The 22681-nt window shown below is 32.2% G+C and carries 21 protein-coding genes; 15 read left to right on the forward strand and 6 right to left on the reverse strand.

What is annotated here, in order from left to right; genetic code table 11:
- Window positions 1–241: 241 nt before the first annotated feature.
- Complete coding sequence (locus tag ACE193_RS16150) at window positions 242–2494, forward strand: GAF domain-containing protein (RefSeq protein WP_375559256.1); 2253 nt, start codon at window positions 242–244, stop codon at window positions 2492–2494.
- A 56-nt stretch (window positions 2495–2550) separates the two neighbouring features.
- Here ACE193_RS16150 and ACE193_RS16155 read toward each other — a convergent pair whose 3' ends face one another.
- Complete coding sequence (locus ACE193_RS16155; protein ID WP_375563367.1) at window positions 2551–3318, reverse strand: CDP-alcohol phosphatidyltransferase family protein; 768 nt, start codon at window positions 3316–3318, stop codon at window positions 2551–2553.
- A 145-nt stretch (window positions 3319–3463) separates the two neighbouring features.
- Between ACE193_RS16155 and ACE193_RS16160 the strand changes: the two genes are divergently transcribed.
- Window positions 3464–4942 carry an OmpA family protein gene (locus tag ACE193_RS16160; protein ID WP_375559257.1) on the forward strand — a complete coding sequence of 493 codons (1479 nt, stop codon included), beginning with the start codon at window positions 3464–3466 and terminating at the stop codon, window positions 4940–4942.
- 45 nt (window positions 4943–4987) lie between these two features.
- Window positions 4988–5326, forward strand: coding sequence for a GRAM domain-containing protein (locus ACE193_RS16165; RefSeq protein ID WP_375559258.1), 339 nt, complete (start codon window positions 4988–4990; stop codon window positions 5324–5326).
- 19 nt (window positions 5327–5345) lie between these two features.
- Here ACE193_RS16165 and ACE193_RS16170 read toward each other — a convergent pair whose 3' ends face one another.
- Window positions 5346–6629: a metal ABC transporter permease gene (locus ACE193_RS16170; RefSeq protein ID WP_375559259.1), complete on the reverse strand. Its 1284-nt coding sequence runs from the start codon at window positions 6627–6629 to the stop codon at window positions 5346–5348.
- 164 nt (window positions 6630–6793) lie between these two features.
- Between ACE193_RS16170 and ACE193_RS16175 the strand changes: the two genes are divergently transcribed.
- The 3 genes from ACE193_RS16175 (at window position 6794) to ACE193_RS16185 (ending at window position 8410) form a co-directional block, all read left to right on the forward strand.
- Window positions 6794–7525, forward strand: a complete 732-nt coding sequence (locus tag ACE193_RS16175; protein ID WP_375559260.1) for a hypothetical protein — start codon at window positions 6794–6796, stop codon at window positions 7523–7525.
- Between the two features lie 73 nt (window positions 7526–7598).
- Entirely contained in the window at window positions 7599–8021 is a 423-nt protein-coding gene (locus tag ACE193_RS16180) for an arsenate reductase family protein (protein WP_375559261.1), read from the forward strand.
- Window positions 8022–8125: 104 nt separating this feature from the next.
- Complete coding sequence (locus ACE193_RS16185) at window positions 8126–8410, forward strand: TIGR03643 family protein (RefSeq protein ID WP_375559262.1); 285 nt, start codon at window positions 8126–8128, stop codon at window positions 8408–8410.
- A 58-nt stretch (window positions 8411–8468) separates the two neighbouring features.
- Here ACE193_RS16185 and ACE193_RS16190 read toward each other — a convergent pair whose 3' ends face one another.
- The 4 genes from ACE193_RS16190 to ACE193_RS16205 all read right to left on the reverse strand — a co-directional run bounded on the left by ACE193_RS16190 (window position 8469) and on the right by ACE193_RS16205 (window position 12920).
- Window positions 8469–9578 carry a cytochrome-c peroxidase gene (locus ACE193_RS16190; protein WP_375559263.1) on the reverse strand — a complete coding sequence of 370 codons (1110 nt, stop codon included), beginning with the start codon at window positions 9576–9578 and terminating at the stop codon, window positions 8469–8471.
- Between the two features lie 224 nt (window positions 9579–9802).
- The gene (cysD, locus tag ACE193_RS16195; protein ID WP_375559264.1) at window positions 9803–10705 is read right to left on the reverse strand and encodes a sulfate adenylyltransferase subunit CysD; all 903 of its coding nucleotides are present in this window, start codon (window positions 10703–10705) and stop codon (window positions 9803–9805) included.
- A 28-nt stretch (window positions 10706–10733) separates the two neighbouring features.
- A complete protein-coding gene (locus ACE193_RS16200; protein ID WP_375559265.1) occupies window positions 10734–12005 on the reverse strand; it encodes an ABC transporter ATP-binding protein in 1272 nt (423 codons plus the stop codon).
- A 27-nt stretch (window positions 12006–12032) separates the two neighbouring features.
- A complete protein-coding gene (locus ACE193_RS16205) occupies window positions 12033–12920 on the reverse strand; it encodes an ABC transporter permease (RefSeq protein ID WP_375559266.1) in 888 nt (295 codons plus the stop codon).
- 871 nt (window positions 12921–13791) lie between these two features.
- On the opposite strand from ACE193_RS16205, the gene ACE193_RS16210 reads away from it, so the two are divergent.
- The 9 genes from ACE193_RS16210 to menD all read left to right on the forward strand — a co-directional run bounded on the left by ACE193_RS16210 (window position 13792) and on the right by menD (window position 22678).
- Window positions 13792–14496, forward strand: a complete 705-nt coding sequence (locus ACE193_RS16210) for a porin family protein (RefSeq protein WP_375559267.1) — start codon at window positions 13792–13794, stop codon at window positions 14494–14496.
- A gap of 189 nt (window positions 14497–14685) precedes the next feature.
- Window positions 14686–15720: an acyl-CoA reductase gene (locus ACE193_RS16215; protein ID WP_375559268.1), complete on the forward strand. Its 1035-nt coding sequence runs from the start codon at window positions 14686–14688 to the stop codon at window positions 15718–15720.
- A 148-nt stretch (window positions 15721–15868) separates the two neighbouring features.
- A complete protein-coding gene (locus ACE193_RS16220; protein ID WP_375559269.1) occupies window positions 15869–16900 on the forward strand; it encodes a hypothetical protein in 1032 nt (343 codons plus the stop codon).
- A 126-nt stretch (window positions 16901–17026) separates the two neighbouring features.
- The gene (gene lipA / locus ACE193_RS16225; RefSeq protein WP_375559270.1) at window positions 17027–17926 is read left to right on the forward strand and encodes a lipoyl synthase; all 900 of its coding nucleotides are present in this window, start codon (window positions 17027–17029) and stop codon (window positions 17924–17926) included.
- A gap of 158 nt (window positions 17927–18084) precedes the next feature.
- The gene (locus ACE193_RS16230) at window positions 18085–18582 is read left to right on the forward strand and encodes a rhodanese-like domain-containing protein (RefSeq protein WP_375559271.1); all 498 of its coding nucleotides are present in this window, start codon (window positions 18085–18087) and stop codon (window positions 18580–18582) included.
- A 79-nt stretch (window positions 18583–18661) separates the two neighbouring features.
- The gene (locus ACE193_RS16235) at window positions 18662–19276 is read left to right on the forward strand and encodes a TMEM175 family protein (protein ID WP_375559272.1); all 615 of its coding nucleotides are present in this window, start codon (window positions 18662–18664) and stop codon (window positions 19274–19276) included.
- 46 nt (window positions 19277–19322) lie between these two features.
- Window positions 19323–19832 (forward strand): hypothetical protein, encoded by a 510-nt coding sequence (locus tag ACE193_RS16240; RefSeq protein ID WP_375559273.1) that lies wholly within the window; start codon window positions 19323–19325, stop codon window positions 19830–19832.
- 28 nt (window positions 19833–19860) lie between these two features.
- Window positions 19861–20577 (forward strand): tRNA pseudouridine(55) synthase TruB, encoded by a 717-nt coding sequence (gene truB, locus ACE193_RS16245; protein WP_375559274.1) that lies wholly within the window; start codon window positions 19861–19863, stop codon window positions 20575–20577.
- Between the two features lie 319 nt (window positions 20578–20896).
- Complete coding sequence (gene menD / locus ACE193_RS16250) at window positions 20897–22678, forward strand: 2-succinyl-5-enolpyruvyl-6-hydroxy-3-cyclohexene-1-carboxylic-acid synthase (protein ID WP_375559275.1); 1782 nt, start codon at window positions 20897–20899, stop codon at window positions 22676–22678.
- The last annotated feature ends 3 nt before the right edge of the window (window positions 22679–22681 follow it).

Here is a 22681-nt window from a genome sequence, read left to right on the forward strand (position 1 = left end):
TTCTGAAAGGGTTTTTTGATGGGTTTTATTTTATCTAAATTGTATAAATATTATTTTTTTATCTAAATTGTATAGCTATTTTAAGCTAATCTATCCAAATTCCTATCGAAAATTCTTTTTATTAAGTAGCTTTTTGGTTATCTTTCCAATTCAGTTAGGTCTATTACAAACTACCAGATTAAAAATTACAATTTCATTGTACTCATTAATCACTAAAAACTAATCACTATTATAAGTGTTTATGTGGAAACTCAATACTATTGGCAAGCGTGTACTTGCTGGTAATCTTATCATTATCATTGTTGCTTTGCTTAGTTCTACACTAAGTTTGGTTATGCTTACCCGTAGCCAAAGTATGCTTCATCAATCCTTCTCCGTCATTACTCCTTCGGTAGAGGCTATTAATGATTTGCTTTTGTTGGTTACTCGTTCAAAGATGTACATCACCAACTGGATTCATCTACCTGATAATATTGATGATAAAGAAGATTTGATTTTGTTGCATAATGAGCAATTCCCAGAAGTAAAGGATAGAATAAGTACCCTTAAAAGAGATTGGCAAAACAAAGAAAATGTTCATCGTGTAGATTCTATTATTATTGCTTTTGATGATGTTCTTCAAACTGAACAAGAGGTAATGACCATCCTTAATCGTTCGGAAGATTACAACGATGGAAACAAACGAGAAAAGGCAATTCGATTAGTCAGTGAGATGATTATTCCCAATAGCAATACACTCATAAAAAACTTAGAAGCCTTAGAAGCAAGCAAACTCAAAGAAAAACAAGCTGATGGAGATTCCGTCGAACGCTCATTAAATTGGTTGTACAGGATTATTCTAGTTTTGGGACTTACCACTCTTACTATTGGTACTATTGCAAGCCTTGTCTCCTTACGAATTGTATCCAAACCAATTCAAAAACTCAATCAAGTATTAGCTGGACTGGCTAGAGGTTCTATTCCTAATTCAGATTTCGGAATTCGAATAGGAAATCATGAAATAGGGCAAATGACACGTTCTCTACAAGAACTCATCAAAAGTCTTAAAAATACATCTGAGTTTGCTCGTAAAATAGGGAATGGAAATTACAATAGTGCTTTTGATGTATTGGGAGAAAATGATATTCTTGGAAATGCCCTTTTAGATATGCGTAATAGCTTATCAAAAGTAGCTGAGGAGGACCGTCGAAGAGCTTGGATAACAGAAGGAATAGCACAATTTGGAGATATTCTACGAGCAAATTATGCTGATATAGAAGAATTTGCTGCTGCTATTGTTCAACGTTTGGTAAAATATACAGAAGCTAATCAAGGTGGTATATTTGTCATCTCTGAAACACCTGATTCTGAAGGAGAATATATGTATTTGGCTGCTGCTTATGCATGGGACAAACCCAAGTATTTAGAGAAAAAAATCCGAAAGGGTGAAGGACTTACAGGGCAGGCTTGGCAAGAAGGCGAAACTGTATTTTTGTCTTATGTTCCTGATGATTATATTCATATTACTTCAGGACTTGGAAATACAAATCCGTCTTCCATTTTATTAGCTCCCTTGATGTATAATCAAAAATTATATGGAGTGGTAGAGTTAGCTTTCTTTAATCCACCAGAATCGTATCGTATAGAGTTTGTAGAAAAAATTGTTGAGAGTTTTGCTTCTACACTTTCTTCTGTTAGGGTAAATCAACGCACTCAAGTTCTTTTGAAAGAGTCACAAGAAATGACCGAACAAATGAGAGCGCAAGAGGAAGAAATGCGTCAGAATGTTGAAGAGCTACAAGCGACACAAGAAATGGTAGAAAGAAAGAGTAAGGAGTTAGAAAATCAACTCAATGCAATAAATCAAGCTGCTGCCATGATAGAACTCAATCCAAGAGGGATAATTACTGAAGTAAATGAGCTATATCTGAAAATATCTCAATATTCAGAAGAAGAAGTTAAAGGACAACCACATACCATTTTACTCAAAGACGGCTACGAAACATCGAATAGATATATGCAACTTTGGGAAAATCTAACCCAAGGAATTATTGTAGAAGGAGAGTTCGAACGCCAAGCAAAAGATAAATCTTCTTTTTGGTTGAGAGCTACTTATTATCCTGTTATGGATAACTATAAAAATTTAGAACGCATTATTCATATTGCAACTGATATTACAGACCAAAAATTACAAGCAATGCGCTTAGAAGACATGTTGGACGAACAAGCAGAAACCGTCGAACAGATGCGTATGCAGGAAGAGGTCATGCAACAAGCTATGGAACAAATGCAAGAAGCTCAACAAGAAGTCGAAAAACGAGAAGAATTATTAGCAGAAGCACATAAAGAACAAGAACAGTATATCGAACAAATGAATTCGCAAGAAGAAATGATGGCAATGAGTATGGAGTCTATGAATGAGTCAATAGAAACCTTATCGAAAGAAAAAGACAAAATGGAACAAAAACTACTAGCTTGTCAGAAAAAAGTAGAGGAGCTAGAGAATAAAAAGTAATCCATTTTACACAAATATTTTTTCATTCCCTACCTACATCAAATAAAAAATCAAAGTTATTTTTTCTCAATCAAATTATCTTCATCAGCCACTTTTACAGAAACTATATTACTAATTACAGAAAGCAGAATATAAAGCAAAATCACTAAAGGGATTCCCAAAAATTGCAAGAAAACAAGTAAAAGAACACTTGAGAGAAGAAAAGTATAGCGAATTTCATTTCCTTTAAAAGCAAAAGATTTGAATTTTAATGCAAAAAGTGGAAGCTCTGCCACTAAAAGTAAACTCATCACGATAGCCAAAACAGAAAGCAAAATAGGATTTAGAATAATGCTAGAATAAGTTGGATTGTGCAGCAAAATAAGAGGAATTGAACCAATCAAAATAGCATTTGCAGGAGTGGGAACACCAATAAATGAATCCGACTGACGAGTATCCACATTGAATTTTGCCAAACGCAAAGCTGAAAAAATGGCAATCAAAAGAGCTATATAAGGCAAATAAGAGTCCATTGCTGTTGGAACTTGTCCATCAACTAAACCTTGTGTTACTTTCTCCAAACTAGCTGAAATCATAAGTTGGTATAAAATAAAAGCAGGCAAAACACCAAAGGTTACACAATCAGCCAATGAATCTAATTCTTTACCAATAGGCGAACTGACTTTCAACATTCTTGCTACAAAACCATCTAAAAAATCAAAAATTGCTGCAATTCCGATACAATAAGCAGCAATATCAAGCGAGTTTTTGAAACTGAAAATAATACCGATGCAGCCAAAAAATAAGTTGCAACATGTCAAGAAATTAGGAATATGTTTTTTCATTCGGATTGTTTTTTGTTTGTTTATACTCAAAATCTTTTCTCGTTCAAGCAGGTTGCTTGGACGTTCTTTTTCTGCAAGCATTATGCTTGCGAAAGAATAAGCACAAGATAGAATCTTGCGCTAGTAATTTCTAAAAAATAATAAAATGATAAAAAAAATAAATATACAAATTCTGATTTTGATTAGTTTCTTTATTTTAGAATCTTTTTCAAAATATAACACTGTTTATTCACAAGTATTTCTCTCAGTTGATTTGACAGAAGATAATTCAGACGACAAACTACCTGTTCATTCTATTTTTGTAGGTGAAGATAATCATAAATGGATAGGAACAGAAAATGGAGTCTATCAAATCGAAGAAGTAACCGAAGAAGCTCTTGTCAATGCAAACGAATTTTTGCCAAAAACATCTATTTTGCACATCAAAAACATGCCAAATAATAAAATTTGGTTTGTAACCTACTCAAATGAAGTAACCATTTTAGACACAGAAACAAAGGAACAAGAAACTCAGAAGTTTGATTTCTTGAAAGGAAAAATAGTCAGTAATTTAATTTTCTCAGTAGATTCGAAAAGTGTTTGGATAGCTAGTAGAGGAAATGGTCTGTGGAAAAAATCGATAAATTCAAGCGCAAAAGCCACAAAAGTAGAAGTAGAAAAAAGGGATGAAAATATAAATGATATTGTTTTTTTTAATGGAGTGCTTTGGGTTGCAACCGAAACAGGACTTTTTTATACAAAACATAGTTCTGTAACTGACAAAAAACACAAATTCAAATCTGTTTCAGATTTTACAAAAGGAAGTAAAATGATAGTCTATAAAAATCAGTTGTGGGTTTTGGGATATGATAAAAAAGATAAAGGAACACTAAAAACTACAAAAGATGGTAAAAAATGGACAACCTATTCTCTTTCAGAATCTTTTGAATATCAAGTTCCGAACATAATGGAATTTGATAGTAAAGGAAATTTGTGGGTCGCTGCTGATAGAGTGGCAAAGTTTGATGTTTTTGGTAATAAAAAATGGACTGAGTTTGGAGAAAAGCAAGGTTTTCAAAGTAATTCGGCACTTTCTCTAGCTGTTGATAAAAATGACAATATTTGGGTAGGAACAGAAGGAAGAGGGCTTTTTGTGAGAGTAACTTATCCTGAAAAATTGACAGAAAAAGATAATCATCAAATTACACAGAATACTGAACAAGAAATTGAAACTGTTTCTGATTTAGAAGAATTAAAAGAAGAGAAAAGCCTTGCAGAATTATTAAAAACAGAAGAAACAGAAGCCATAAAAGGAAAAAAGTTACGATTAAAAGTTCAGTTCAAAACTGCAAAAGCTGATATTTTGCCAGAATACGAAGATGAACTGAATGAACTTATTACGTTTATGAATAAGAATACAGAAATCCGAATTTTGATAGAAGGGCATACTGCACCAATAGGAAATGCTCAAAAAAATCAAGAGTTATCCGAACAAAGAGCTGTGGAGGTAAGAAATTATTTAATTGCAAAAGGAATAAGTCCGAATAGAATTAGAACTATTGGTTATGGAGGAACTCGCCCAATTTCTACAAAACCAGAACAAATGAAGGAAAATAGAAGAGTAGAAGTTATCTTTGTGGATTAAATGTAGCTGACTTTCCAAGTGTCATAATAAAAATTATATATAAAAATGGCTTTCCAACTCCCAAAAAACGAAACATTACAAGGAAAATGGACTTTTCATTACCTTTCTCCAGCACAAAACAAATACAATGGAATTCTTTATCTGACAAAGAAAAATCTTTATTTTGAAGGAAACTTTCAAATAGAAAATCTTAGTGTAAGTGCTATTGAAGGTGGTTTTGTGATTCCTTTAGAAGACATTAATGCAATGGCTACTCAAAAAGTAATGCTTCTTTTTAATCAACTTCATATCCAAATGAAAGATAAAGAAGTTCATATTTTTGATAGAGGTGTTTTGCCTGTTGGTGGTGTGATTAAGAAGATTGAGGAACAGAAAGAAAAATGAAATTGCAACAAAAAATAAATCAATATGGAATATCTCTATCGTGTGGGTCTTTTTGTGGATATTTTAGTCTAGCTTCTAATTGCGCTTCAATTTCTGGAGTCAGAATATGCTCTAAGGCTTCGGCAGCTTCGTGTACGTGGTCAGGTGCAAGGCGTACAAATTCGGTCAAGTATAATTCCCAAAGACGATGCAGTTTTACCAATCTTTTTGCTTTTATATTTCCTTTATCTGTGAGTTGCCAGCCGTTTTGAGTTTTTTCTATAAATTTTTTACGAGTTAGTTTTTTTAATGAATTTTTTAGAAGAACAGGCTTAAAATGACGTTGAAACTCAATATCTTCAAAAGATGAAATAGTTTTTGTAGTGTCTTTTTCTGCAATATGATAAATTGCCTTTAAAATATTCTCTTCCAAAATCTGTTTTTTATATAAAAATTGTCGTCGCCTTCTTGCCACAATTCCTTTTTTTGGCGCAAAGAAAAACGAAAACATTGCAATCGCAGAAGCCACCAAAACAATCCAAGGACCTGTCGGCATTTGAGTTTGAATATAAGAAACAAAAGCTCCTCCAATAGCTGCCAAAGCACCAAAACCAGCAGCAATAAAAAGCATATAATGGAGTTTGTCTGTCCAAAAACGAGCAGCAGCAGCAGGTGTAACAAGCATCGCAGCCATCAAAACAACTCCCACTGACTGAATGCCCACCACAACAGCCAAAACGGTCAGTGTAGTAAGTAAAATTTCAATAGCAATAATGGGAAGTCCAATCGTTTGGGCAAAACTTTTATGAAAAATAACAATAATAAATTCTTTGTAAAAAAGCCCAACCAAAAGAAGCATCAGCGCAGCCAAACCACCAAAAACCCAAACATCACTTCCCACCAATGCAGCAGCTTTTCCAAACAAAAAACTCTCTAACCCAGACTGAGAAGCATTTCCAGACTGTTGAATATACGTAAGTAGCATCACACCAAAACCAAAAAAAACAGACAAAATAAGCGCAACAGCCGTATCTTCTTTGAGTTTGCTATATCGTGTAATCAGATTCATACAAATAATGGAAATCCAACCCGAAACAAAAGCACCCAAAATCAAAAAAAGTGGATTCTTCGTTCCAGCCATCAAAAAAGCACCACAAACCCCTGGTAAAACTGAATGTGCCACAGCATCGCCTACTAAAGCTCGTTTTTGTAAAAATGTAAAACAGCCTACAATAGCCGAACTTGCCCCTAAAAGAATCGAACCCAAGACCACATACCGAGTATTGGGTTCAGTCAATAACAAAAAATCAATTATTTCATTCATATACACAAAGTTAGAAAAATCTAACTTTATTGTTAGGGTTTTGAATACAAAACAAATATTATTTCAAATAAATCAATTTATTCAAGATATAATTTCGTTTCTAGCCTAAATTTTGTAGTTTAATAAATAGATATTTATTTCTATTCAATTCCTACTTACTTTATATGTTTTTTAAAATAATTGTTTTATTTTTAGTTCAATTTATATTTTATTGCTTTTACTCATTTTCTTTTTCTCAAAATACTGTTGAAGATAAAAGTTTTATTTTAGAAAATCCTCCTCATGTTTCTATTCCTCTCCTTAGTTTACATTGCATCGACAGCTCGCAGCAGCCTAGGGTTGTTGATAGTTTGGAAACGATATATGGCAAAAATAAAAAGATTCCAGAAAAATATAAACTAGCTATTTTGATAGCTCTTTCCTACTATCCTGAACTCATAGAAACGTCTATTACATTCAAAGAATGTGCTATCAAAACAACACTCAATGCACGTCCTACTATTGGTTCTTTGTGTTTCAAAAATAAATCTAAAAGAAACTATGTAGTTCGTATTAATAACAGCCAAAAAGAAGGAATGATAACCATTGATGAAGTTCCTTTTAATGCAAGTATTGGAATTTTTGCACATGAATTTAGTCATTTTGTAGATTATCAAAATCGAACTTTTGGAGGAGTGTTGCAACGTCTTTGGGCTTATACAAGTAAAAAAAGAAAAGCTATTTATGAGAAAGAAATTGATAGTATGACAGTTGCTAGAGGTTTGAAATGGCAAATGTACGATTGGTCATATTATGCTATTTTTCAATCTAATGCTTCTGAATCTTATAAATTATTCAAAAAAAATACCTATCTGAAACCAAAAGAAATACTAGAGCAAATAGAACTTGAAAGATAGTTTTTTATTTTCGTAATAACTTTTCTTGTTATATAAGGTTATGTTATTTTTAACCTATATTTTTTAATCTATTATGGAACAGAACGAAACTCAAGACGAAATTATGGAAAGTATCTCAATCAAACCCCAAGAACTGGTTTTTATATATGATAAAGACCAAAAAAACTGGGAAGAAAGACGCACAGAAGCAAAAGGAATTGCCAAATTTGTGCGTGAAATGGAACTAAAAGACCTTACTCCAACCATGTGGAAAACTCTTTTAAATTGGCTCAACCTAGAACCTAAAGTTCTTTTTGATGAACATCATAAAAATTATGATGAAAAAATTAAAGACAAAGAATATGAAATGAAGGACTGGCTGACCATTTTGGTAAATGATTATAAGATGATAAAATTTCCTATTGCTGCCATTGATAAAAAAGCTGTTTTGTGCAAACAACGTAATGAAATTACGGCTCTTTATTCAAACCGTCCAGCTAATGAGAAAATGAAATAAATTACTCCAAAATATTAGTTTTGAGAAGTTTGTATAAAGTTTATGCAAACTTTTTTTGTATCAAAATATTTACCGTTTAAGCTACCTTCAACAAAACAAAAGCTATGAAAAAATTGCAACAACTTTCAGAACGAGATAAAAACCGAGTAATAGAAATGGCGTGGGAAGACAGAACACCTTTTGATGCCATTCTTTCACAATTTAACTTAACAGAAAAAGAAACCATTACCCTCATGCGTAGAGAAATGAAATCTTCTTCTTTTAGAATGTGGAGAAAACGAGTACAAGGAAGAAGCACCAAACACTCAAAAAAAGCAACCGAAGACTTAAAGCGTTTTAGGTGTAGTCTTCAAAAGACAATTTCGATGAATAAAATTAGCAAAAGATAAATGTATTTTCAAAAACCCCGTTTGACGGCTGCATTTGAGCCTCAACGACAGTTATATTTTACTTTGGCTCACTAAACTTAGGATTTGTAATAAATTCTTCGTCAGTCAGCATTTCTAAGAAGGCAATAATATCTTTCTTTTCTTGCTCTGTGAGAGCCAAACGAATTTCTCCATTTGGGTCGGTAATAAAATCATTACTGGCAGCCGTAATCAGTGAAGAAAGAGTTTGGCTTCTTTTGATGTCATTGTTGTAATGTTCGATGACTTCTTCTAAAGTTTGAAATCTTCCATCATGCATGTAAGGCGCAGTAAGGGCAATATTTCGGAGTGATGGAGTTCTGAATTTTCCTTTATCAAAACGATTTTGAGTAACAGAAAATAATCCTTCTTCTAAGTTTTCATCTGTATCTAAACCATTGTTGTGCAATCCTTCAAAACCTAAAGTACTTCCAGAAGTAAGCGAACCCAAATGACAATCTCCACAATTTCCACCTCTAATTCCTTGCTCTGCGTCTGGATGGGTAAAAAATAATTGAATGCCTCTAAGTTCGGATTCGGTGGCTTGATATTCTCCTCTCAAATATTTATCGTAGTTTGAATTGTTGCTGATAAGTGTTCTCTGAAATTGTGCTAAGGCTTTTGTTATTTTTTGTGGTGTGATTTCATTTGTTCCAAATGCTTTTTCAAAAAGAGTAGGATATTCAGTTGTTTCAGAGAGAATTTGAACTGTAACTTCTGCATTTTGATTCATTTCTTTATGATTTTCCATTGGTAAAATAGCCTGTTCTTCTAAAGTTTGACTTTTTCCGTCCCATGTCAAACGACTATTCCAAGTCAGATTTACTAAAGACATTGCACTTACTGGCATTTCTTCATTATTTACACCAATACTTTTTGCTTTTCCATCTGTAAAGGCTAGTTCTTGTTTGTGGCAACTAGCACAAGAAACCGTTTTGTCAGAAGAAAGTCGTTTATCATAAAATAATTTTCTACCTAATTCTACACCTTCATACGTTGTGATATTGTCTGTTGGAAGGTTTGCATCTCCAAAATAAAGTAACTCTTCGACAGGAAAAACTCCTGTTAATTCTTCAGAAGGTTTTGGGTTTTCTTTTTCTGTACAAGAAAAAAAAGGAATTAATAAAAGTAAAGCAAGTATATTTTTCATGGTTATTTTTTGATTTTCTTTACTCAAACGTTTCTTTATTTATTCTTGTTTTAAAAAATAAAAGGTTGTCTGACAATTTTTGCACTATGTTGTCGGTGTCTCCACCGACGACCACCAAGGTGCAAAAATTGTCAGATAACCAAATAAAATTTAGTTTTGAGAAACTGAATATCCAGTAAAAATTAACCGTGATAATGTTTACTATGTGATTTTAGGAGTCTTTTTTAAAAATACCCTTCTTTTTTACGGTCTTCCATGGCAGCTTCTGAACGCAAATCATCTGCTCTCCCTGCTCTTTCAGTCAAGCGCATAGCTGCGACTTCTTTTACAATTTCAGATACCGTAGAAGCAGGAGATTCTATTGCCCCTGTACAGGTTGCATCTCCAAGAGTTCTGAAACGTACTTGCATCATTTTTTTTTCTTCTTCTGCTTTGAGTTGTATAAAATCTGTAACCCCCATAATTACCCCATCTCTAACAAAACATTCTCTTTGATGTGTAAAATAAATTGATGGAAGTTCTAATTTTTCTCGTTCTATGTATTGCCAAACATCTAATTCTGTCCAGTTTGAGAGAGGAAATATTCTAAAGTTCTCATCATATTGTTTCTTTCCATTAAATAAATTCCATAACTCAGGGCGTTGATTTTTTGGATTCCATTCTCCAAAACTATCTCTATGAGAAAAAAAACGTTCTTTTGCTCTTGCTTTTTCTTCATCTCGTCTTCCACCTCCAAAACAAGCATCTAGTTTTAGCTCTTCGATGGCATCTAGAAGTGTAATGCTTTGTAATTTATTTCTGCTGGCATTATAACCTGTTTCTTCTAGGGCTTTTCCTTGATTTATAGAATCTTGAACATAACGAACAATTAACTTTGTATTCGTTTTTTCTACTAAATAATCTCTAAACTCAATGGCTTCTTCAAAATTATGTCCTGTATCAATATGCAATAATGGAAAAGGGATTTGAGCAGGATAAAATGCTTTGCGAGCTAGATGAAGAAGGGTAATCGAATCTTTTCCACCCGAAAACAGTAACGCTATGTTTTCAAATTGTGCCACTGCTTCACGCATTATATAAATGGCTTCTGCTTCAAGTTGGTCAAGGTGAGAAAGGTTGTAATTCATTTTGCAAATGAGTTAAAAACTTAGAAGGTTATTGTGCTGAAATAATTTGTGTGTTAATATCAAAAAAACCGTGTGGAGAAGCAGGATTATAGGCCAACTCATCTTCATCTTTATTTGTAGATATTTGAAGAGGAGGAAGTACATTATCCACTACATCAAAAAACTTTTCTGGGTTTTCTCCCAACCAAAAATACATTTCGTATTCGCCTACACGAAAAGGATTGTCTTTTAAGAGGATAGAAAAAGAAATATTATATCCTTTTTCATTTGGTTGAAGTAAATGAGAAAGGTTTTTTTTCTCTGTATTAGTTATTATTTCTCCTGTGGAAGATTTGAATAGAATTGAAGCAAATAGCAAAGATAAAGGTTCGTTTATTTTTAATTCAAAATTAAATTTAATGTCTTCGCCACTCAAAAAAGCTGATTGTTCTGCATTTTTTGCGTCTGTAAGAGCTATTTTACTAAATCTAGCATCTCCTCTTCCTCTTCTATTCAAGCTATTATGTAATTCACTATTTTCATCAAAGACTCGGTCATGCATAGAAGACAGGTAGCTATTGATTACCTCTGCTGTCGAACCTGTTTGTTTGACTTGACCTTTATCTAACCAAATGCCTTTGTTACAAAGACTTCTAACAAAAGTAGTATTATGACTTACAAACAGAATAGTCCTGCCTTGGCTAGATACTTCTCCCATTTTACCTAAACATTTTTTCTGAAACTTACTATCCCCTACTGCTAATACTTCATCTACAATCAAAATTTCAGGTTCTAAATGTGCTGCAACAGCAAAAGCAAGTCGGACATACATACCCGAAGAGTAACGTTTTACAGGTGTATCTAAAAACTTTTCTATTTCTGAAAAATCAACAATTTCATCAAACTTAGATTTGATTTCTGAACGTCCCATTCCCAAAATAGCACCATTAAGAAATATATTTTCTCTGCCTGATAGCTCTGGATGAAAACCTGTTCCTACCTCCAAAAGACTGGCTACACGTCCTTTTATGGCAATACTACCTGTTGTAGGTTCTGTAATTCTACTGAGCACTTTTAGAAGAGTAGATTTGCCTGCACCATTACGCCCAATAATTCCTACTCTATCACCTTGCTGTATATCAAAGTTGATGTCTTTTAATGCCCAAAACTCTGTAAAATCGTCTTTTTCTTGTTGTTTGGAAAAAACAGATTTTACTTTGTTGGTGATGACATCACGTAAAGATATATAACGGTCTTGTTGTTCATTACCTATAATATACTTTTTGCCTAAATTCTCTACACGAATAATACTTTGACTCATTTTATTTCTTTTTTATAATATATATTGTTAAATAACATCTGCAAATGTTTTTTCTGTTTTTCGGAAATAATAAATTGCATAAGTCAAAATAAGTAAACACATAACAATCGAAACTCCAAACATACTCCAGTTCATTTCAGCATTGCCAATAATAGACCAACGAAAACCATCAATAACACCTACCATTGGATTGATAGCATAAAGAGCAACCAAATAATCAGTGAGCCAAGCCATATCCATTGCTATCATTTTATTACCTAGTTTTTCATATACAATATTACTACTAAAGCCCACAGGAGAAATATAAACACCAAATTGAATAATAAAAGGGATAATGTATCGAAAATCTCTATATTTTACATTCATGGCTGTAAGCAAAAGTCCTACTCCAAAAGCTGCCAAAAAAGCAACAAGCAGAAATAAAGGTAAAAAAACAATTTTCCAACTAGGCACATATTGATAAACTGCCATCAAAAGTAACAGTAACACAAAAGAAATCAAAAAATCTACACACGCTGTAATGATGGAAGCTGTTGGAATAATCAAACGAGGAAAATAAACCTTGGATATTAGATTGGCACTACCAACCAAACTACTACTACTTTCTGAAAGTGCATTCGCAAAAAATTGCCACGGCAAAAGTCCTACATAAACCATAACTGCATAAGGTGCATTTCCTTCAGAGGGAAGTCCAGCAACACCACTAAAAACAACTGTAAAAATAACCATGGTAAGGAATGGACGAATAACACTCCAAGCAATACCTAGAACAGTTTGTTTGTAACGAACTTTCAAGTCTCGCCATGTCAAAATGAAAAAAAGATCTTTATAACGCCAAAGATCTTTCCAATAGTTACCCTCTGTCTGACCAGCTTTGATGAATAAATCGTAATTTGATGAATCGTTTTGTTTCACAAGAATAAAAAGGTAAATAAAAATAGTATATATAAAATTGACTAAGAAATCTCAAGAAATCTTAGAACAAAATATTTCAAAGAAGATTGCAAATATACAAAGGTTGATTAGAAAATAGCAAAACTAATAAAAATGAAGTACTTAAAATTAAAAATTTACCAAACAAAGCAACTAGAGAGATAGTATATACGTATATGAAATGACCATTTTTTTTAGTAAAAAACGACACTATTAAACCCTTATTATACATAATTAAATTTATACCTTCAAACCTAAAGTGAAATTTATAAATATATTGGTTATAGAGTTTTTTATAAAAAAAAATAATTTTCTAATCCAATAGAATTAGTTTTGTTCATAATTTTTAGTAATTTTGGGTTCAAATTTATTTTTGAATCAATTTTTAATAGAAATTTAATAAAAGAAACAAAATGTTTTGGGAAAATCATTCTTTATATAATAGAACTAAAAATTAGGTTCTTTGCATTTTGATGAAGTTTTCTTGAAAATTTTTTAAGAGTTAAAACCAACTCTAAAGGAATAACAAACATTTTTTATTCAATCAAATTTTTATTTTTTTATTTTTTTATGTAAATTAACCTGCTAATCTAGTATAGTTCTTAACTAGCTATTTTAACGCTCTAAGTCAGAAAATAACCTAAACTAGCAGACATATACAACCAAAATAAAATTTAATAACTGTATTCATTAAAAATAAGTGAATAAAATTTGCAAGAAATTAAAAAAAAATGCTTTCCTTTGCAGCAAAGTTTTCTATTTTGGAGAAAATTTACTTTTTTCGAACAAAATCCGTTATCTTACAACAACAACCTTTTAAATTATGAAAGTACCCTTTAACATTGAATTCTCTTTGAAACGTTCAATCCGTGCTATTGCTACTGCTGTATGTGCAGTTGTATTAACTTCAAGCGCAGCCTTTGCTCAAGATGGAGCAGGTGAAGCTGAGTCTAAACTTATGGTCGGCTTTAAGTCTGGCTTTAACCTTGCTGACATGCGCACTAGTAGCGCAGTAGGTTATTTCATCCAAAATGACGCAAATGGGAAAGAATTCTCTCCTCAAATCCATGTATTTGGTCGTTATAACTTTACAAAATGGGTAGGTGCTGAGTTAGAATTAGGCTGGGTTCAGAATGCGTTTACTACATATTCAACTACACAAACAACTTATCGTACAAATAACTTCCAAGCAAATGCTTTAGTAAATGTACGTATTCCAGTTCTTTCTGTATATCACCCACGTCTTTACATAGGACCATCTTACAACTATAATGCGTATGTATATAGCCGTCAAACTGGTTCTGCTTATGGTTATAACTTTGACCAAACTTTTGAAGTAACAAATGACTTTTCTCCTCACGACTTTGGTGTTGTAGTAGGTACAGGTTTACAATTTGATGTAAAATTTGCTACCTTGTTAGTAGATGCTCGTTACCGTCATGGTTTATCGAAGTCTATCAGAACACGTGGTAATGGTGTAAACTCTGTAACTCCATTGAGCAATACTTCAAGTATCAGTGATATAGCTCTTATGGTAGGTTTAGGTTTTTCTCTATAATCTAACCAATTTTATATCATTTTGATATAACAATAAGAATTTTAAAAATCCTGTTTGATTAATCAGACAGGATTTTTTGTGTTTTAATCAAAAATGAGTTTAAAAAGAAGATATAAAAATCATGCTGCATAATTTTTATATCTTTGCAGCCTATATCAAATTTATACAACCTATTTTTCTGTTTTAGTAATGACACTCTCTCATCGCAAAGCTGCATTAATTGCACTAGGTAATTTCATTGATTCTCTCTCAAATGAAGAAAAACAGCCTATTTTTCATCAAGCCTATATTCATAATAATTGGTTTACACCTGAAAATACAGAGTTTGCATTAGCCTCTATTCGTAGCATGCTTACAAAAGAAAGTCTAGAAAATTGGCTAAAAAATTATAATACAGACAAGTTAGATAAAATCGGAATAGACTTTCCTACAAAAAATATAGGACTAATACCTGCTGGGAATATTCCTTTTGTAGGTTTTCATGATATACTTTCTGTACTTTTGAGTGGACACAAAGTATGGATAAAGCCTAGCCAAAAAGATACAATTCTGATAGAAAAACTAATAGAGTGGGCTTTTGAAGTAGAGCCTGAGTTTAGAAATTATATTTATGTTCTTCCAAACTTAAAAGGTGCTGATGCTTATATTGCCACAGGAAGTAACAACACAGCACGTTATTTTGAGTATTACTTTGGAAAATTCCCAAGTATTATTCGTAAAAATCGTTCATCGGTAGCTGTTATAAAAGGAGACGAAACACAAGAAGAATTAGAAAGATTATCAATAGATATTTTTCAGTACTTTGGGTTAGGATGTCGTAATGTTTCAAAATTGTATGTTCCTGAAGAGTATGATTTTGGAAAATTATTAGATACAGTTTATTTGCAATGGAACTCTATGAAAAATCATAATAAATATGCTAATAATTATGATTACTACAAAGCAATTTATTTGATGGAACAAATTCACCATTTTGATGCTTTTAATGTTTTACTTACAAAAGATACTTCTATTTCGTCGCCTACTGGAGTTTTGTATTATGAAATTTATCAAGATATAGAAGGGGTAAAACAAACCATAGAAGAAAAAGAAGAACAGATACAAGTAGTAGCTTCAGCAAATGGGTGGTTTGAAAATAGTATTGATTTTGGAGAAGCACAACATCCAAAAGTATCTGATTATGCTGATGGAGTGGATACAATGAGTTTTTTGATAGAGTTATAAATAAATGATTAGAACAAAAATGTACTTATTTTGAGAAATTTTTGTTCTAATTATTTTTCCTGTTTTTAGACATCTAAAAAAAACATATCAAAATATCCTTTTTATACGTTTAAGTAAAAACAAATACCAAATTAATTTTAATCAACTTATGCGTACATTTAATTTATTTTTTGCTGTATTCTTCATATCTTTTTTTGTTTTATTTTCTACAAAAACGATTGCCCAAACTCAAATTATTGCTTGGCAAACTACTACTGTTGATAAAGTTTCCCAAAAACATAGTGTTCATAATTACGATGGACAGGGAAGGCTCATGAGTGTTGAAGAGCCTCTGCAAGACCTCAAAACAGATTATATATATGACACACTTGCTCGCCTAAAAAGACTTGATGTTTATACAACAGAAGGAGTTGTAAAGGTAAATTATACGTATGGTTCAGAGCCTACAACAACCATCACACACCCAGTTTGGGGAGAACAAAAGCGTATTTCATACAAAGATGAAAGAGGAAAAATTACAGAGCAAAAAATCTATCATAACAAAGAGCTTGTAAGACGAATTTTGTATTCTTATACAGCCTTTGATAGTATTTTTGGTAAAGAAGTTGTCAATTTTTATGAGCCTACAAAAGAAGGAAAAATAACACCTACTTTAGATTTTATTTTTAGTGGAAATAAAAAAATAGAAAATCCAGTTCATAAAAAATACATTACTTATTTTGATGAAACAACTCGCCAACGCAAAAAAGAAGTCGTTTTTATAGATGATAAAAAGCCATTAGAAGATAAAGTTTATACCTATTCAAAAGGAGCTAATAATCAAATGTTGCTTCAAAAAACGCATTATACCAATTACGAAACAAATGCTCAAACAGTTGTTTTTTATTCGTATCAAGAGAAAACAAATACACCTACTTTTGTCAGAACTGAAATGAGAAAAGGCGAAAATCTACTTTCCTATTCTAGCTTAGAATATATTTATCAAGATGGAGCATTATGGCAAATAATTAATCAAAACTTTGTTAGTCCGTTTGCTAAATCTGAAATAAAAACAAATCCTTTAAACAGTTCTTTTACCAAAAAAATCTCTATTTTCAAAGATGCCAAACTGATAAGAGAACGTCATTACGAAGGTGAAACGCTAAGTAAAACGATAGATTATCAATATACAAAGGCATAAAAAATTTGTATCTTTGTGTAAAAGCAGAACAGAATCATTATCTGTTTGGATAAAATAGTTCAAAATTAAATTAGATATATTTTAGCCGTTGTTTGTATTTTTATCAAGCAACAAACACCTACATATATGATAGAATTACCAGTTATAAATATAAACGAAAAAAATAAAACTCCAGAGCAGCTCAATGGCAAAAAACCAGACTGGTTGCGTGTCCGTTTGCCTGTTGGAGAAAATTACAAACAAGTAAATGAACTTGTCAGTAAGCATAAATTACACACTATTTGTCAAAGTGGAAATTGTCCGAATATGGGCGAATGTTGGGGAGCTGGTACAGCTACTTTTATGATTTTGGGGAATGTTTGTACTCGGGGTTGTTCTTTTTGTGCTGTTCAGACAGGAAGACCACCTGAATATGATACTGACGAGCCAAGAAGAGTAGCTGAAGCGATTAGCCTTATGAAAGTAAAACATGCTGTTATTACTTCTGTAAATCGTGATGAACTCAAAGATAGAGGTGCAGAAATTTGGCATAATACTGTAAAGTTTACAAAAGAACTTTCGCCAACGACAACTATCGAAACACTTATTCCAGATACAAAAGCAAATTGGGAAGCCTTAGAAATCATGATTTCAGCAGGACAAGAAGTTGTTTCTCATAATATAGAAACGGTTGAAAAACTCTACAAACGTGTTCGTCCACAAGCTCGTTATGCACGTAGTTTGGAACAAATCAAGCGCACAAAAGAATATGGAAAGCGTACTAAGACAGGAATTATGGTAGGTTTGGGAGAAACAAATGAGGAAGTTTTGAAAACAATGGACGATCTTGTAAAAAATGGTTGTGATATTCTAACTATTGGGCAATATATGCAGCCTACTAGAATGCACCTTGCTGTTACAGAATATGTACATCCAGAAGTTTTTGATTTTTACAAAGAAGAAGGCTTAAAACGTGGTTTGAAGTATGTTGAATCAGGTGCATTAGTTCGTTCTTCATATCATGCCGAAAGACATGTAAATGTATAAATTACTCTAAATTATGATTTAGGTAGATATAATTTAAAAAGTATTTTCTTAAATTTGATGCTAATAAAAAACAGTCTTTCTAAACAAAAAAGAAAGACTGTTATTTTTTAGAAAAAAAACTGTTAAAAATTATTCATTCAAAATTCTAATAAAAAACTATGAAAAAGTTACTATTACTCTTTTCTTTATTTAGCTTAATTACTTGTTTTTCGGCTTGTAAAGAAAATAATAAGGAAGTTGAGAATACAGAAAATAGCACTCAAGAAAATCAAAAGGAAGAAGAGTTGGAAGCAGAAAGTGATAGTAGAAATCTCAATGCTGAAAAACAAAAGGTAGAGAAATTGGAAGCTCCAGAGTTTCGTGTTAAAATGGTTGAATTAAGACTATATAATCTTATTGATGTCAGAACACCACAAGAATTTGCTCAGTCAAGTATTCCAAAAGCAAAAAATATTGATTTTAATAATGACTCTTTCGAAGAAGAATTAGACAAACTAGAAAAATATAGACCACTTTTTATTTATTGTAAATCAGGTGGACGTAGTGCAAAAGCAGTAGAAAAAGCAAAAGAAATGGGTTTCGAACGCATTATCGAACTAGATGGAGGAATGGATGCATGGAAAGAAGTAAAAGCAGAAACTCAACATGGCATATAACTAATTTTAGGTTATTACACTACAAAAAGATAAATTTGATACTTTCAGATTTATCTTTTTTCTTTTTATCAAAATAGAGATGAAATCAAGTAGATTAGAAGCATTTAGTGATGGCGTTTTGGCAATTCTTATTACCATTATGGTTTTGGAAATGAAAGTTCCTAAAGGAGCGAGTTTATATGATTTAGGTGAAGTATATACTATTTTTCTGAGTTATATTTTGAGTTTTTTGTATTTAGGGATTTATTGGAATAATCACCATCATCTTTTTCAAGCTACTAAATATGTAAACGGAAAAGTATTATGGGCAAATCTTCATTTGCTTTTTTGGCTTTCTCTGATTCCGTTTACTTCGGGTTGGATAGGGCGAACTAGCTTTTCTGCTGTGCCACAGGCATTATATGGTATCGTTTTGCTGATGAGTGCCATTGCATATTTTATCTTACAATATTTGATTCTCAAAATTCATGGAGAGAGTTCTATTTTATATAAAGCTATCGGAAATGATTATAAAGGCAAAATTTCCTTAATTTTGTATGCTTGTGCTATTCCTCTTTCTTTTGTCAGTCAATGGCTTTCTATTTTGATTTATTTTGGGGTTGCTCTGATTTGGATTGTTCCTGACAAACGTATCGAAAAAACTTTTTATAAAGAAATAAGAAAAAAACAAAAAGAGGAAGACGAAAATAAATAGAATATCTTTATTCAGAATTAATTTATAAAAATAAACTGAAAAAATTATGTTATTAAAAAACAATTATATTATTCTTGCTATTTTAATAATTGCTTTGGCAAGTTGTGAAAATGCATCTAAAAAGTTAGAAGGAAAATGGATAGGAAAAAGTCTTAGTTCGCCTATCTTAGAAACAAGTATCAAAAGTTTTCCTGAAAGTGTCAGAGATGTAGTCCGAAAACAACAAGATTCTACTATTCAGCTAAAGGTAGATTCGATGTATGTCAAATTCGAAATGAAAAACTATGAAGGCACAAAAGGAATTTTATATACCAATGTTTATACAAGCAAAGAAGTAGTTTTGTGGCAATATTTGGAAGAAGAAAACCAAATTCGTTTGTACGAACCTGATAAAAAAGATAGGTATTGGAATGTCCTAGAATTTACGGATGAAAGTCTAATTGTAGAAATGAATGATGGAGAAAGTAATTGGAAAATGTCTTTTGTAAGAGAAAAAACAAAGGATGAGAATTTGAAATTAACGTATAAACAAACAGCACAAATATCTAGTCTGTAAGAGTATTTACAAAAAAATCATATAAAAAATGCAGGAAGAACAAGGAATATTCTCACAAGGAAAAGTAATTTTGATAGACAAACCTCTTACTTGGTCGTCTTTTGATGTCGTGAACAAAATTCGTTATGCTATCAAAAAATACGAACAAAAAAAGAAAGTAAAAGTAGGACACGCAGGAACGCTTGACCCATTAGCAACAGGTTTATTAATTCTATGTTCTGGCAAAATGACCAAACAAATCGAACAGTTTCAAGGGCAAGAAAAAGAATATGTGGCTCAAATTACCTTTGGTTTTACGACTGCTTCTTATGATTTGGAAACAGATTTGGAAAATGCAAAAAACGTTTCTAATCTTTCTTTAGAAAAAATACAAACTGCTTTGAAAGATTTTCAAGGAGAAATAGACCAAATCCCACCCATTTTTTCGGCTATACAAGTAGAAGGAAAAAGAGCTTATCAATCAGCACGAGAAGGTGAAGAAGTAAAACTCAAATCAAGAAAAGTAACCATTTCAGAATTAGAAATTGTAGAATCTAATTTATCACAAAGTGAAGCAGTTATTTCTTTGAGAATCGTTTGTAGTAAAGGAACATATATCAGAAGTCTAGCTCATGATTTGGGTCAAAAATTAGAAACTGGCGCACATTTGTCTGGACTTAAAAGAACAAGAATTGGAGAGTTTAAACTTGAAGATGCACATACGATTGAACAGTTTTTGGAAGAATGGAAACCAAAAGAGAAGTAAGAAATTAGTAGGTTAAAGGCTTGCCTTTAACTCAAAGAATATCAATCCACAAAAAAAGGCTTCAGAACATGCCGAAACCTCTTTTTTATAGCCATGAAAAAATTACCAATCTCGTGGCAATCACGATTAGTTAAATAGCTATTAATATGCCAAAGTATAAAAACAGACGATAAACAAGAGAATAAACAAGATTAAGTTCTGAATAGGTATAGATATATAATTTCTAATTGATTATTTTTGTTGAATAAAACGGATTTACCTTAGAAATACTATATTTGAATTAATTCGTAATTTTTAATTTTTAATTGTCAATTCAATTATGTCTTACACTCTTCAACCAATATGGAATATTGCTCACATTTGCCACCGACACGGCATCGAAAACGTAATTATTTCACCCGGTTCTCGGTCTGCTCCTCTTACTTTGGCTTTTGTAAGGCATAAAAATTTGAATTGCAAAGTGATAGCTGATGAGCGTTCGGCTGCTTTTATTGCGTTAGGAATTGCACAACAGACAAACAAACCTGTTGTTTTGATTTGTACTTCGGGTTCGGCAGCGTATAATTATGCCCCAGCGATTGCAGAAGCCTATTTTCAACAAATTCCGTTGCTTGTCTTGACGGCTGACCGTCCTCCAGAGTGGATAGACCAATTTGACGGACAAACAATCCGACAAACAAATATTTATGGAAAACATGTAAAAGAAAGTTATACGCTGCCAGTTGATTTGTCGCATGAAGATGCTGTTTGGCATATCGAACGCACCATTTCAGAAGCCATAAATTTATCGAAAACATATCCTTTTGCGCCTGTTCATATCAATGCACCTTTTCGTGAGCCGTTTTATCCTCCTGTGGAAAATCAAGAGGAATCAAGTTTAGAAGAAAGTGTAAATAATTTTTATGAAAATCAAATAAAGTATGATGTCGATGTAAAGATTATAGAACAAATTCATAGCCGTCCAAAAATTAGAACACAACACTGGGAAGAACTTTTGGAAGTTTGGAATGGAACAGAGAAAAAACTAATTGTGGGTGGACAAATGCGTTATAATGAGCGTTTGATTTCTGCTTTGAATGGTTTGGAAGTTACTGTTGTGGCTGATGTAATTTCAAATCTTCATATTGTGAAAAATAGTATCCAGCATCAAGATGTTTTTTTGATGAATAGAGAAAGTTTAGAAGAACTCAGACCAGAATTATTGATTACATTTGGAAAATCAGTCATTTCAAAAAACCTTAAAAAATTCTTGCGTGAATATCCTGCTATTGAACATTGGCACATTCAACCTGCTGGAATTGCTGCCGATACTTTTCAGTCGCTCACAAAAGTAATTCCTCTCAATCCATCTTATTTTTTTAGAAAGGTTTTGGAGAAGCAAACAGCTTTTGCAGAGTCGTATCGTCAATCATTTTTTGTGGATAATTGGCGTGGAACAGATGCCGAAATTAAAAAATTAAATGCACAGTTTTTCGAAGAGCAACCTTTTTCAGAGTTTCAAGCTGTCAAAATATTGATGGAACACTTACCACAACGCTCTAATTTTCATTTGGCAAACAGTATGAGTGTGCGTTATGCAAACTATCTCAACTTAGATAAAGATGCGAATAAAGAGATTGAAATTTTCTCTAATCGTGGTACAAGTGGAATTGACGGCTCAACAAGTACAGCCATTGGACATGCTCTTGCAGACGATGAAACCTTGAATATTTTATTGACTGGCGATGTAGCTTTTTTCTATGATAGAAATGCGTTTTGGAATAATTATTTACCAAAAAATTTGATTGTAATTCTACTTAATAATCATGGTGGAGGAATCTTTAAGATGCTTCCAGATGCAGCCAAACAACCCGAATCAGACGAGTTTTTTGTAATCAAACAACCTCTGAATGCTGAAAGTTTGAGCAAAGAATTTGAATTAGAATATACTTTTTGTGAAGATAAAAGTAAAATTGAATTTCAAGAAGCCTTAGAAAAATTAGAGTTAGATACCGAAAAGCGAAGCCGAATTTCTATCATTGAAGTAAAAACATCAATAGAAACAAATACAAAAGTTTTTCAAGACTATAAAAAAGCTGTTAAGTTTTTGGAGGTGGATTGAAAT

This window comes from Bernardetia aquimarina (assembly GCF_042180575.1).
Lineage (GTDB): Bacteria > Bacteroidota > Bacteroidia > Cytophagales > Bernardetiaceae > Bernardetia.

Excerpts from the sequence above, each read along its gene's own strand:
- ACE193_RS16200 (WP_375559265.1), bottom strand. The coding sequence starts at position 12,005 with ATGAGTCAAAGTATTATTCGTGTAGAGAATTTAGGCAAAAAGTATATT.
- truB (WP_375559274.1), top strand. The coding sequence starts at position 19,861 with ATGCAGGAAGAACAAGGAATATTCTCACAAGGAAAAGTAATTTTGATA.
- menD (WP_375559275.1), top strand. The coding sequence starts at position 20,897 with ATGTCTTACACTCTTCAACCAATATGGAATATTGCTCACATTTGCCAC.
- ACE193_RS16165 (WP_375559258.1), top strand. The coding sequence starts at position 4,988 with ATGGCTTTCCAACTCCCAAAAAACGAAACATTACAAGGAAAATGGACT.
- ACE193_RS16235 (WP_375559272.1), top strand. The coding sequence starts at position 18,662 with ATGAAATCAAGTAGATTAGAAGCATTTAGTGATGGCGTTTTGGCAATT.
- ACE193_RS16150 (WP_375559256.1), top strand. The coding sequence starts at position 242 with ATGTGGAAACTCAATACTATTGGCAAGCGTGTACTTGCTGGTAATCTT.
- ACE193_RS16215 (WP_375559268.1), top strand. The coding sequence starts at position 14,686 with ATGACACTCTCTCATCGCAAAGCTGCATTAATTGCACTAGGTAATTTC.
- ACE193_RS16170 (WP_375559259.1), bottom strand. The coding sequence starts at position 6,629 with ATGAATGAAATAATTGATTTTTTGTTATTGACTGAACCCAATACTCGG.
- ACE193_RS16155 (WP_375563367.1), bottom strand. The coding sequence starts at position 3,318 with ATGAAAAAACATATTCCTAATTTCTTGACATGTTGCAACTTATTTTTT.
- ACE193_RS16160 (WP_375559257.1), top strand. The coding sequence starts at position 3,464 with ATGATAAAAAAAATAAATATACAAATTCTGATTTTGATTAGTTTCTTT.
- ACE193_RS16180 (WP_375559261.1), top strand. The coding sequence starts at position 7,599 with ATGGAACAGAACGAAACTCAAGACGAAATTATGGAAAGTATCTCAATC.
- ACE193_RS16185 (WP_375559262.1), top strand. The coding sequence starts at position 8,126 with ATGAAAAAATTGCAACAACTTTCAGAACGAGATAAAAACCGAGTAATA.
- ACE193_RS16230 (WP_375559271.1), top strand. The coding sequence starts at position 18,085 with ATGAAAAAGTTACTATTACTCTTTTCTTTATTTAGCTTAATTACTTGT.
- ACE193_RS16220 (WP_375559269.1), top strand. The coding sequence starts at position 15,869 with ATGCGTACATTTAATTTATTTTTTGCTGTATTCTTCATATCTTTTTTT.
- ACE193_RS16190 (WP_375559263.1), bottom strand. The coding sequence starts at position 9,578 with ATGAAAAATATACTTGCTTTACTTTTATTAATTCCTTTTTTTTCTTGT.
- ACE193_RS16175 (WP_375559260.1), top strand. The coding sequence starts at position 6,794 with ATGTTTTTTAAAATAATTGTTTTATTTTTAGTTCAATTTATATTTTAT.
- lipA (WP_375559270.1), top strand. The coding sequence starts at position 17,027 with ATGATAGAATTACCAGTTATAAATATAAACGAAAAAAATAAAACTCCA.
- cysD (WP_375559264.1), bottom strand. The coding sequence starts at position 10,705 with ATGAATTACAACCTTTCTCACCTTGACCAACTTGAAGCAGAAGCCATT.
- ACE193_RS16240 (WP_375559273.1), top strand. The coding sequence starts at position 19,323 with ATGTTATTAAAAAACAATTATATTATTCTTGCTATTTTAATAATTGCT.